The sequence below is a fragment of the Planomonospora alba genome, from assembly GCF_039534085.1.
Lineage (GTDB): Bacteria > Actinomycetota > Actinomycetes > Streptosporangiales > Streptosporangiaceae > Planomonospora_B > Planomonospora_B alba.
In genome coordinates this window covers 12,565-23,523 of record NZ_BAAAUT010000019.1, presented here as the reverse complement: position 1 = coordinate 23,523, position 10,959 = coordinate 12,565, and the positions used below count along the sequence as shown (strand labels likewise).

Annotated in this window: 9 protein-coding genes; 2 read left to right on the top strand and 7 right to left on the bottom strand. The window is 75.5% G+C overall.

What is annotated here, in order from left to right; all coding sequences use genetic code 11:
* Nucleotides 1-165: 165 nt before the first annotated feature.
* Nucleotides 166-867 (bottom strand): response regulator, encoded by a 702-nt coding sequence (locus tag ABD823_RS13515; RefSeq protein ID WP_344859359.1) that lies wholly within the window; start codon nucleotides 865-867, stop codon nucleotides 166-168.
* Nucleotides 864-2,048, bottom strand: a complete 1,185-nt coding sequence (locus tag ABD823_RS13510) for a sensor histidine kinase (protein ID WP_344859358.1) — start codon at nucleotides 2,046-2,048, stop codon at nucleotides 864-866. The genes ABD823_RS13515 and ABD823_RS13510 overlap by 4 nt, the downstream gene beginning before the upstream one ends.
* A gap of 316 nt (nucleotides 2,049-2,364) precedes the next feature.
* Here ABD823_RS13510 and ABD823_RS13505 point away from each other — a divergent pair, with 316 nt between their 5' ends.
* The gene (locus tag ABD823_RS13505) at nucleotides 2,365-3,342 is read left to right on the top strand and encodes a GNAT family N-acetyltransferase (protein WP_344859355.1); all 978 of its coding nucleotides are present in this window, start codon (nucleotides 2,365-2,367) and stop codon (nucleotides 3,340-3,342) included.
* A 165-nt stretch (nucleotides 3,343-3,507) separates the two neighbouring features.
* Here the strand turns inward: ABD823_RS13505 and ABD823_RS13500 are convergent, their stop codons facing one another.
* Complete coding sequence (locus ABD823_RS13500; RefSeq protein WP_344859353.1) at nucleotides 3,508-4,905, bottom strand: MFS transporter; 1,398 nt, start codon at nucleotides 4,903-4,905, stop codon at nucleotides 3,508-3,510.
* Nucleotides 4,906-5,006: 101 nt separating this feature from the next.
* On the opposite strand from ABD823_RS13500, the gene ABD823_RS13495 reads away from it, so the two are divergent.
* Nucleotides 5,007-5,981 (top strand): helix-turn-helix transcriptional regulator, encoded by a 975-nt coding sequence (locus tag ABD823_RS13495; RefSeq protein WP_344859351.1) that lies wholly within the window; start codon nucleotides 5,007-5,009, stop codon nucleotides 5,979-5,981.
* Nucleotides 5,982-6,119: 138 nt separating this feature from the next.
* Here ABD823_RS13495 and ABD823_RS13490 read toward each other — a convergent pair whose 3' ends face one another.
* The 4 genes from ABD823_RS13490 to ABD823_RS13475 are packed head-to-tail and all read right to left on the bottom strand — an operon-like array spanning nucleotide 6,120 to nucleotide 10,859.
* Complete coding sequence (locus tag ABD823_RS13490) at nucleotides 6,120-7,463, bottom strand: AAA family ATPase (RefSeq protein WP_344859350.1); 1,344 nt, start codon at nucleotides 7,461-7,463, stop codon at nucleotides 6,120-6,122.
* The gene (locus tag ABD823_RS13485) at nucleotides 7,460-8,929 is read right to left on the bottom strand and encodes a hypothetical protein (RefSeq protein WP_344859348.1); all 1,470 of its coding nucleotides are present in this window, start codon (nucleotides 8,927-8,929) and stop codon (nucleotides 7,460-7,462) included. The genes ABD823_RS13490 and ABD823_RS13485 overlap by 4 nt, the downstream gene beginning before the upstream one ends.
* Complete coding sequence (locus ABD823_RS13480; protein ID WP_344859346.1) at nucleotides 8,926-10,068, bottom strand: hypothetical protein; 1,143 nt, start codon at nucleotides 10,066-10,068, stop codon at nucleotides 8,926-8,928. The genes ABD823_RS13485 and ABD823_RS13480 overlap by 4 nt, the downstream gene beginning before the upstream one ends.
* Nucleotides 10,068-10,859 carry a hypothetical protein gene (locus ABD823_RS13475; protein ID WP_344859344.1) on the bottom strand — a complete coding sequence of 264 codons (792 nt, stop codon included), beginning with the start codon at nucleotides 10,857-10,859 and terminating at the stop codon, nucleotides 10,068-10,070. Before ABD823_RS13475 ends, ABD823_RS13480 begins: the two co-directional genes overlap by 1 nt.
* Nucleotides 10,860-10,959 lie beyond the last annotated feature (100 nt).

The window sequence follows — 10,959 nt, the reverse complement described above, 5'->3', positions numbered from 1 at the left end:
CGAACCGGATAGGGCAAAAGATCCTTCTGTTACCTGAACGATACTGAGTATGACTAATTAGCTTTGCGTAACATTTCGGACACACTGCGGGGTGGTGGCTCCACGCGGGCCCGGCGGGTTCCGGCCGCCTCCGGTGGTCGCGCCGCTCCGGCCGGACGCGCAGGGCTACCGTGAGGACGGCTCGGTGACGAGCCCGCCCTCGTAGGCGGCGATGACGAGCTGGGCCCGGTCCCGGGCGTGCAGTTTGGCCAGGAGACGGCCGATGTGGGTCTTGACCGTGCCGACGGTGAGGTGGAGGTGTCCGGCGATCTCGGAGTTGGACATCCCCTTGCCGATGAGGGCGAGCACCTCGCGTTCGCGCGGAGTGATGCCGTCGAGGTCGCGCACCACCGGGACGGGGCGGGGGCCCTGCAGGAACTCGGTGATGAGCCGGCGGGTCACGCTGGGTGCGAGCAGCGCCTCGCCGGCGGCGACGACCTGGATGGCGGTCAGGAGTTCGGTCGCGGTGGCGCTCTTGAGGAGGAAGCCGCTCGCGCCCGCCCGCAGCGACGCGTAGACGTACTCGTCCAGATCGAACGTGGTGAGGATCAGCACGCGGACGTCGGCGCCGTCCGGGGCGGCGCAGATGCGCCGGGTCGCCTCGATGCCGTCCATGTCCGGCATGCGCACGTCCATGAGGACGACGTCGGGCCGGTGCCGGCGGGCCAGGAGCACGGCTTCGGTGCCGGTGCCCGCCTCGCCCACGACGGCCATCCCCGGCGTGGCGTCGATGAGGAGCTTGAAGCTGTCGCGGATCAGCACCTGGTCCTCGGCGAGCAGGACGCGCACGGGCTGGGACGGCTGGTGCGGATCGGTGCCGGCGGTCATGCCGTGATCCTGTCCGGGGCGTAGGGCAGTCGAGCCGACACCTGGAATCCTCCTTCGGGCCGGGGCCCCGCACTGAACGTTCCTCTGTACATCCTGACCCGTTCCCGCATGCCGATCAGGCCGTGGCCGCCCCGGACGGCACGGTCCGCCCGGGGCGGCCGGCCGTGGCGGGGCCCGTCGTCGACGACCTCGATCACCGCCTCCCGCCCGTCGACGTCCACGGTGACCGAGCAGCGGGTGGGCCCCACGTGGGTGACGACGTTGGTCAGGGCCTGCTGCACGATCCGGTACACCGACACCGCGACCGCGGCGGGCAGCGCGGCCCCTTCGCGGACGGTCAGGTCCACCTCGACCCCGGCCGAGCGGGCGTGGGCGGCCAGCTCGGGCAGGTCCGCCATGCCCGGCGCGGGCAGCTCGGCCTGCTGGGGCTCGCCGTCGGCGCGCAGCAGGTCGAGCACCCGGTGGATCTCGACGAGCGTGCTCCGGCTGGTCTGCTCGATGACGGCCAGCGCGGCGCGGGCCTCCTGCGGGCGGGCCTCGGCGACGTGGTTGGCGACGGTGGCCTTGACGGCGATCAGACTCATGCTGTGGCCGATGACGTCGTGCAGCTCCCGGGCGATGCGCCGGCGTTCGTCGGTCACCGCGGCGTCGGCGAGGTGGCGGACGAGGCGGGCGGTGGTCTCCCGTTTCCAGCGCACGACCGCCCCGGCGGTCCACGAGACCGTCAGCAGGACGGTGATCGTGCCGATCTCGATCGGCCAGGCCGGCGGTATCTCGCTGGGCGTGGCCGGGGGCGCGAGACCGGGGAACACCTGCGCGTAGAAGGTCAGGACCGCGGTCACCATGGCGAGCAGGCAGACCGCCAGGCCCGTGGCCGACCATGCGATCGAGGCGGTGGCGGCCACCAGGTACAGCACGAGCACGGTCGGTGCGAACGACAGCCAGATCGCGCCCGCCGCGACGGCACCGGCCATGGTCGTCACCGTGGCCGTGGCGCACGCGAGGACCAGCGCGGCGCGCGGCCGGCGCCGCCGGAAGGCGATCGGAGCGCTCACGACCGCCGCCACCGGCCAGGCCGCCCAGGCGGGCCAGGGCGACGACGGCCCCGGCGGGTCGACGATGGCGTATCTGACGAGCAGCGCCACGGCGACCGCCGCCACCGCGTCGGTGAGGTCCTTCACACCGAGCCTTCCACCGACTCTTCCACCGAGTCCTCCGCCGAGCCGTCGAGCCCACTCCATGACGGGAAGCTACCGCCCCGCGGGATCATCCGGCATCTGCCCACGGTAGGACATGCGCCTGCGCCCGGGGTCGGACCACCGGCCGGAGCACACCGGGGTGCGCCGGGGTGCGCCGGGGTGCGCCAGGGTGCGCCCCGCCGGCGCCGGGGCGCCGCGGTGGGAGGCCGGACCGTGCGCGCGCCGCGGTGCGCGGGAGCAAGCGGCGGCCCAGCGGCGCCCCAGCCGATCCCAAGCCGCCTCCGGCACGCTCACCGCCATGGACACCGCTATGGACACCGCCACGGACACCGCCACGCTCCCCACCGGGTACCGCACCCGGCGGCCCACCGTAGAAGACGCCCCCGCCATCCATGAGCTGATCTCCCTGTGCGACACCCGGGTGATCGGCAAGGCGGACATGACCCTGGACGACGTCGCCGACCAGCTCAACGAGCCCGCCTTCGACCGGGAGCGGGACGGCTGGCTCGTCCACGAGCCCGGCGGCCGCCTCGTCGCCTGGGCCTGGGCCTGCCGGAAGGGCGCCGGCGCGGGCGTCGAGATCGACGTCGTGGTCCACCCCGACGCCCAGTCCCTCACCGGAGGACTCTGGGACACCGTGACCGGGCGGGCCCGGCAGATCACCGCGACTCTCGGCCACGACCACGCCGTGCTGGACATCGGCCTCTACCGGGAGGACAGCGGCAAGCGCGCCGTCGCGGCCGCGCGCGGATTCGCCCCCGCCACCAGCTTCATCCGCATGCTCGCCGACCACTCCGGACCGGTCGCCGCACCCGAGCCGCCGCCCGGCCTGACCCTGCACGACGGCACCGCGCAGGAGGTCCGCCGCCAGGGCCACGCCGTCCAGCAGGCGGGCTTCACCGAGCACTTCGGGTTCACCCCGAAGGGCTTCGACGAGTGGTTCGCCGACCTCGACGCCTCGGCGAGCACCGACTGGTCGCAGCTGCTGGTGGCCCGCCTCGGCGGCGAACCGGTCGCGATGCTGCTGGGCAGCGACATGTTCGCCGGTGACGAGAACTGCGGCTACGTCCGCCAGCTCGCCGTCCTGCCCGCCTACCGGGGCCGGGGCCTGGGCCGGTTCCTGCTCCGCACGGCGTTCGCCGCCGACGTGCGGCGCGGCCGGGCCGGGACCTACCTGCACGTGGACGCGAACAACAGCACCCCCGCGCTGGACCTCTACCTGTCGGTCGGCATGCGCCAGGTCCTGGCCATCGACGTCTGGCGCCGCACCGTCTGAGGCCGTCCGGAGCCCGGGCGGCGGGACCGTGCCAGCCGGCACCGGACGGGCCGCCGGGCACGCCTGGCCCTCGCCGGTGCCGGGCGAGGCACCGGGCACATCCGGACCCCGCCGGCACCGGACGGGCCGCCGGGCGCACCCGGAACCCGGCGCCCGGATACGGCCTCAGCGCGCCCGCCGTACCCGGAGCAGGGGCAGCGCGCACGCCCCGGTCGCCAGAGCGGCGGCGGCCAGGGCCGCCCCGGTCCCCGCGGCCGACCCCTGCGCCAGATAGAAGGTGCCGAACGTCGCCACCCCCACGACCTGGCCGAGCTGGGTCACCATCACGAACAGCCCGCTGGCCTCGGCGGCGTCGGCGGGCGCGACATGGGTGAGGACCAGCGAGAGCACCGGGCTGAACGCCCCCGCCAGGCCCAGTCCGGTCACCGCCAGCGCCACCGCCAGCAGCGGCTGCCCGTGCCCGCCACCGCCCAGCGCTCCCGCCAGACCGAGATAGCCGAGCGCCGCCACGGCGAACGACACGACGATCATCCGCCGGTGCAGGCGCTCCGGCACCCGCCGCCAGGTGAGACTGGCCGCGGCGAACGCACCCGCGGCGGGCAGGAACGTCAGGCCCGCCTCCAGCGGGCCGTCACCGAGGGGGCCCTGCAGGTGCAGGGCGAGGGAGAACAGGAAACCGCCGTAGGTCGCCATCACCCCGAACACCGCCAGCGCGGACGGGAGCACACCCGGCGCGCCCAGCACCCGTGCCGGCACCAGCGGGGCGGCGGCCCGCCGCTCCACCAGCGCGAAGGCCACCAGCAGGAGCGCACCGCCGGCCATCGCCGCCCAGCCCCACCGCGGCCAGCCCTGCTCGGGGCCCAGCACCAGCGGGACCACCAGCAGGCCGACCGCGGCCGAGAGCGTCACCAGGCCGGGAAGGTCCAGGAAACGCAGCCCGGCCCGGGAGCCCGGGTGGCCGGAGGGCAGCAGCCGCGCACCGACGGCGAGCAGGACGAGCCCGAGCGGCACGTTCACCAGGAAGACCGGACGCCAGCCGCCGCCCAGCAGATCGGCCGAGACGAGCACACCGCCCAGCACCTGACCGGCGATCGCGGCCCCCGAGATCACCGCGGCGTAGAGGCTCAGCGCGCGGGCCCGGGCGGCCCCCGTGAAGCTCGTCTGGATCATGCTCAGCACCTGGGGCACCATCAGGGCGGCCCCCGCCCCCTGCAGCAGCCGGAAGGCGACCAGCCACCCGGCGGAGGGCGCCAGCCCGCAGGCCAGCGAGGCGGCGGTGAACAGCAGCAGACCCGCCAGGAACAGCCGCCGCCCGCCGTACCGGCCGCCGAGGCGAGCGCCGCTGATCAGCAGCATGGCGTAGGCGACCGTGTAACCCGAGACGACCATCTGCAGCACCGAGCCGGACGCGCCGAGATCCGAGCGGATCACCGGGGCGGCGACGTTGACGATGGAGACGTCGAGGATGGCCATGAACTGCCCGGCCAGCAGGACGGCCAGCAGCCAGGGCGCCCGCGCGGCCGGAGTCCGCGGGGGAGTGGCGGAGGTGGAGATCGTGGTCATGGCACGAGCCTGGCGCCGGGCCGGTCAGGGGAGTGAGAGCCCGCCGATCCTGGTACCGGCAGCACCTGGCAGGCGGCCCCGCCCTCGGCCAGCATGGAGGGGTGACCGTGACCCAGCCCGACGCCCGTCCCGTCCCCGACGCCCGCCCCGGTGACCGGCCGGGCACCCGGTCCGAAGCCCGGTCCGGCGATCCCGCGGACGGGCCCGGCCTCCGCTCCGGGGCGGGGCCGCGTGCCCGCCGCGGCGAGCTGGCCGCCTTCCTGCGTAGCCGCCGGGAGCGCATCACCCCGGCGGACGTCGGCCTGCCGCCCGGCCTGCGCCGGCGCACCCCCGGACTGCGCCGGGAGGAGGTCGCCCAGCTCGCCGGGGTCGGCGTGACCTGGTACACGTGGCTGGAGCAGGGCAGGCCGATCAACGTCAGCGTGCAGGTGCTCGACGCGATCTCCCGCACCCTCCGCCTGGACCAGGCCGAGCACGAGCACCTCTACCGGCTCGCCGGCGTGCCCGCGGTGACCGACACCGGCGGCGGCCGGGGGCTGGAGCCCGAGACGCAGCTCATCCTCGACCACCTCACCCCGCTGCCCGCCGCCGTCTACAACGGCCGCTACGACCTGATGGCCTGGAACGCCGCCTACGAGCGGCTCTTCCCGGTCATGACGACGCAGCCGCCCGCCACCCGAAACGCGCTCTGGCAGCTGTTCACCGCGCGCGACTGCTGCAACCCCGTGGTCAACAGGGACGAAGAGCTCCCGCAGATGGTGGCCACCCTGCGGGCCGGGTTCGGCCGCCACCTCGGCGAACCCGCCTGGACCGGATTCGTCCGGCGCCTGTCGGCCGTCAGCCCGGAGTTCGCCCGCATGTGGGCCACCCACGACGTGGCCCGGCCGGGCAGCCGGATGAAGCTGTTCCAGCACTGCGCCGTCGGGCTGATCCGCACCGTCTCGACCAGCATGGCCCTGCCGTCGCCGCCCGAGGCGCGGATGGTGGTCTACACGCCCGTCGGCGACGACAGCCGTGAACGCGTCGCCTGGCTCCTCGCGCACCCGGAGGTCCCGGCGGCCGATCACGTCCACTGACCGGCCCGGTCCGGCCCACCGCCTCCCGGTATCCCCGGGCGGCGCCCCGCCGTCCGGCCCCGGCCTGGCACCGTCGGCCCACCACCTGCCTGCGTCCCGCCGTCCGGTCCCTGCCCGGACAGGACGGGGGCCGCCGGGTCAGTGGGCGCGCACCCGGTGCTTCTCCAGGTGGGCCAGGACCGCCTGGTTGGCCTCCCAGCCGTCGGGGAACTTCACCGGCACGCCCAGCTGCACCGGCTCCGCCGACGGATGGGCGTCCAGCAGCTCGGGGATGCCCGCCCGGGCCACCACGATGCACGCGTGCCGGTGCCGGGAGGCGAGCACGCACAGCCGCCCCGACTCCAGGTGGAACGCCGTGGCGTCCCGCCGCCCGGAGAGCGGGTGCAGCACGATCGTCACGTCGTACTCCCGGCCCTGCAGCCGGTTGGCGGTGTCCACCGTGATCTCCTCCGGCACCCCCGCCGCGCGGATCGCCGCCACCTGGTCGCGGTGGGCCGCGCCGACGGCGATGCGGCCGGCCGTCACCGGGTGGGAGCCGCGCTCGGAGTGCGCCACCGGCGCCCGCTGCAGCAGCCGCAGCGCCAGCACCGCCACGGCCTGCACCGCCTCGGCGTCGGTGCGGACCGTGTGCCGGCTCGGCAGCTCGAACAGCGCCCAGCCCGAGGCGGCCGCCTCCTCCAGCGCCCGGTCGTAGACCGTCCGCATGCCGTCCACCGTCAGCTCCAGCGCCCGGTCGGAGTGCTCGGTGCCGGCCCGGAACCCGGTGAACGGGTAGAACGCCTCCGACACCACCGGCGCCGCCGAGGCCGGCAGCCGCCAGGAGACCGGCAGCCGGTGCACCGGCAGGTCCGGGTTGTGCCGCAGCAGCACCGAGACCGCGCTCTGCACCGGGTCCCACGACAGGCCCGCCCACCGGTCGCCGTCCACGATCGAGAACGGGTCCAGCTGCCCCGGGTCGCCCACGAACAGCGCCCGGTCGAACAGCGAGGCGATGCGCAGCAGCTTGTCCGAGCGCATCTGGTAGGCCTCGTCGACGATCGCCCACGGCCAGGTCCGGTCGCCGACCCAGGCCCACTTGTCGGCGGTGGCGACCACCACCGCCGGGTCGCCCAGGTCCGGCAGCTTGCCCGCCACCGCGACGTTGCCGCGCGCCAGGATCCGCTGCGGCGTGACGTACCCGCTCGCCGACAGGCGGCCGATCCGCAGGTCGGGGTGCTCGGCCGCCAGCCGGTCCACCAGGTCGTCGACCTGCTCGTTGGTCTGCGCCACGATCATCAGCGGCTCGCCGGTCTCCGCGATGTGCCCGGCCGCCCGCACCACCAGCGTCGACTTGCCCGCCCCCGGAGGGGAGTCCACCACGACGCCGCGGTGGCGCGGCAGGTCCGCCAGCACGCCCGCGACCACCTCCGCCGCCTCCTGCTGCGGCGTCGGGCGCGGGGCGGCGGCGGACGGGACGGCGTCCCTCACGACCTTGAGCGTCACTCCCACTCCTCCTGCGCGTCGTCGTCACCGGGCACGTACTCCTCGGGCGGGCCGCCGTGGGTCCACGGGGTCTCCTCCGGGTCGGGCAGCGCCGCCGAGGTCTGGAAGTCGTCGGTCAGCGCGGTGTAGCAGACCCGTTCGCCGGGCTCGGGAACCGCGCCCGGAGCGGGCGTCCGCCCCCGCCCCATCCCCTTCGTGATCTTGAGGACGACCTCGCCGCCGGCCACCTCGACCACCTCGGCGCCGTGGCCGCGCCGGTCCGGGCTGCCCACCGCGGTGCCCGGCGCCAGCCGTACCGGGTCGTCGGTGCGGACCGTGACGAGCGGCCGGAGCTTGCGCGAGCGGCCCTCGCCCTCGGAGTGCTCCGGGTCCGCGGCCGTCACCACCCCGGCGAACGCCTCGCCGGTCAGCCGGTACTCCGCCATGACCAGCGGGTCGTCGTAGGCGCGCTGCACGTCGTAGGAGGCGCGCGCCCGCTCCAGCCCGGCCAGCCGCGCCGCCGCGCCCACCGCCCCGTCCCGGCGCGCCTGCGGCGGCGCGCCCTCGGCGAGGCGCTCGACGAAGCGGGTGAACGAGCCGCGGTCGGCCTCCCAGCGGCCGGCCACCCGCGAGCCCTCCGGCAGCGCGCGCAGCAGCTCCACCGCCCGCCACATCAGCCGCCAGGTCGGCTCCAGCTGCGTGCGCAGCGCCTCGGCGACGCGCTCCACCGCCCGCTCGGTCGGCGCCTCCTCGTACGCCTGCACGGCGGGGGCCAGCACCTCGTTGTCGAACCCCGGGTCGGTGGCCGGCCCCGCGGGCGGCCAGAGCAGCGGGTCCTCCGCCTCCTCGGCGGCCTGCCGCCCGCTCGTCCCGGCGGGCGGGTCGATCCAGCCGACCAGCGAGGCGAGGTTGGCGTCCTCCAGCGAGCTCTGCCCGGTGGCCCAGTGCGCGCCGAGCGCCTCGGTGGCCGCCAGCATCAGCGACGAGCCCGGCTGCCGCGACCGGTCGGCGAAGTAGGTCAGCCACCGGCCCAGCAGCGGCACCGACGGGTGCACCGGGTACGGGCCGTCGGCCCGCCGGAAGCGGGTGGATCGGCCCAGCAGCGCGGTGAACTCCGCCGCCGGCCGGTTCGGCACCAGCAGCTGCGGCGCCTCCAGGCACCGCTCGTACGGCTCGGCGCCCCTGCGCTCGACCGTCTCCGTCTCCTTCTGGAAGCCCTCCACGTACGGCAGCAGCACCTCGGCCAGCTCGGCTGCGAAGGCGAAGCGCAGGTCCCGGTTGCGCGGCTGCGGCACCACCAGCAGCCGGGGGTGCTCCGGATCGGTGCCGATCATCGCGCCGAGCGGGGCCGCCGCCTCCCCGGCCAGCTTCAGCGGGACGAACACCATGGGGCGCTCCGACAGGTGGCAGTGCCGCACCGTGGCGATCGGCTGCGCCACGCCCTCCCGCATCGCCCGCAACCGCGCCAGCGCGGTGAGAGTGCTCACGCGACGCACTCCCGGCGCAGCCGCTCCGCCTGGCGGAGCAGGTGGGCGATCTCCTCCTGGCCCTCGCCCGGCTCCCGCACGCCCTCGGCCAGGCCCAGCGCCTCCTCCATCCCGGACACGCCGCCGAGCTGGTCGCGCACCTGGCGGCCGAGCAGGTCCGTGGAGCCGCAGGCGCGCGCCTCGTCCCGGCAGAACATGCACAGGTCGCACGTCGACAGGCAGTCCGGCGCGTACCGGGCGGGCACCTGGCGCAGCGCCTGGGCCACCTCCTCCGCCGAACGGGTGGGGACGCCGTCCGGGTCCGGGTCGAGGGAGAAGGTCAGCCCCGGCGGCAGGCCCTCCAGCAGCCGGTCCACCCGGGTCATCCGGGCCAGCTGCCGCCGCAGCACCGCCAGCTGCCTGCGCACGTCCACCAGCGTGGCCACCGGCCGGTTGGCGAAGTTCTCCGGGCAGACCAGCACCACGTCGTGGGAGACCCGCTCCGGGTCGTGCCCCAGCTCCTCCATGAGCGTGCGCAGCGCCAGCACGTAGACCGCCGCCTGGCGGGCGGCCGCCGCCACCTTGTCCGGCTCGGCCTGGCCGTCGATCACGGCGAACGACTTGATCTCCACGACGTGGAAGCGCCCGCCGAGCTGGAAGGCCACCACGTCCGGCTCCAGGTAGGAGGTGTGCCCGGCGATGCGCAGGCTCAGCAGCGGGTGGTCGTAGAAGACCGCCGTCTCCGTCTCCCGGGCCGCCCGGTCGATCAGCGCCCGGGTGTGGGAGGCCCGCAGGTGGGCTCCGACGTTCTCCACGTCCTGGTAGCCGACCTGCTCGATCGGCAGGCCCAGCAGCCCGCGCAGGAGCCGCAGCAGCTCGGCGCAGCCGTTCTCCTTCACCAGCGTCTCGAACGCGTTCCCGCGGGTGATCGCGAACTGCGACTGGCCGAAGGGCGCCGGGAAGCCGACGTGCCGGGCCGCGGTGTCCTTGTCCACCCCGGCGGCGTCCAGCAGTGCCCGCCGGGCGCACCCGGGGTTGGCGGCCAGCGCAGCGATGGCCCGGGCGTCGTGCGGGCGCGCCGGCGCCGGCCCGCGCAGCTCCTCCAGCCGGTTCGCGGTCCGCGCCCAGTCGCCGTCCGGCCGTTCCTGCCGTCCGCCCATCAGCAGGCCCCCCTCAGCGTGGTCAGCGCGGCCGCGCCGAACAGGCGCTCCGCGTCGGTCAACTGCTCGCCCGCCCGTGCCGCGACCTCGGCCCGCTGGGCGGTGTCGGCGGGAAGGTGCACCTCGAGCTCCGCCCGGGCGGCGGCGATCACGGTCGCCGGATCGGCCGGGCCGAACCCGGTCTCGGCGGCGCCGGGGATGTTCTGCGCCATCCGCGACAGCAGCCGCACCGCGCCCGGCGGCGGATCGGCCAGCCGCGTCAGGTGCTCGGCGATGCGCACGGCCGCGCTGAGGAAGTCGACGCGCGGGCTCAGCGGCCCCACCACCCGGGCCCGCAGCGGCCACGTGCTGTCGGCGAACAGCCCGCGGGCGGGGGAGAGGCGGTCGGTCAGCGCCGCGCACAGGTAGTACGGCCGGGTGTAGGGGGCGCCGCGGAAGGAGCGCTCCTCGTCCCGGCGGAGGCTGGACAGCTGGGGGCCGCGCAGCGCCCCGCTGAAGAACGCCCCGTTCACCGCCACGATCAGTCTGGCCGCGGCCGGCACCCCCAGCAGGAGAAGCGCCTGGTGCACCTGCTCCCGGACCGGCATCAGCGTCGCGGCGGGCTCGCGGGCGGCGGGCCCGTCCCCGTCCGCCCCGTCGGCGACGACGGCCTCGTCCCAGGCCCGCTCGGCCCGGCGCAGATCCGCCCTCAGGTGGCGGGCCAGCGCGGTGTCGCGGGCCTTGACCGCGCGCCGCACCTCGGCGCGGAGCTCGGCGATCCGCCGCTCCAGCGCGTCCAGTGATTCACTCACGGCCCGGATCGTAACAGGAGTTCCATCCGCCTCCCTTGAATTCCAGCGATTTCCAGCATTAAAGTGCAAGACATGTGGTGATATGTGGGCGAAAGGGGCA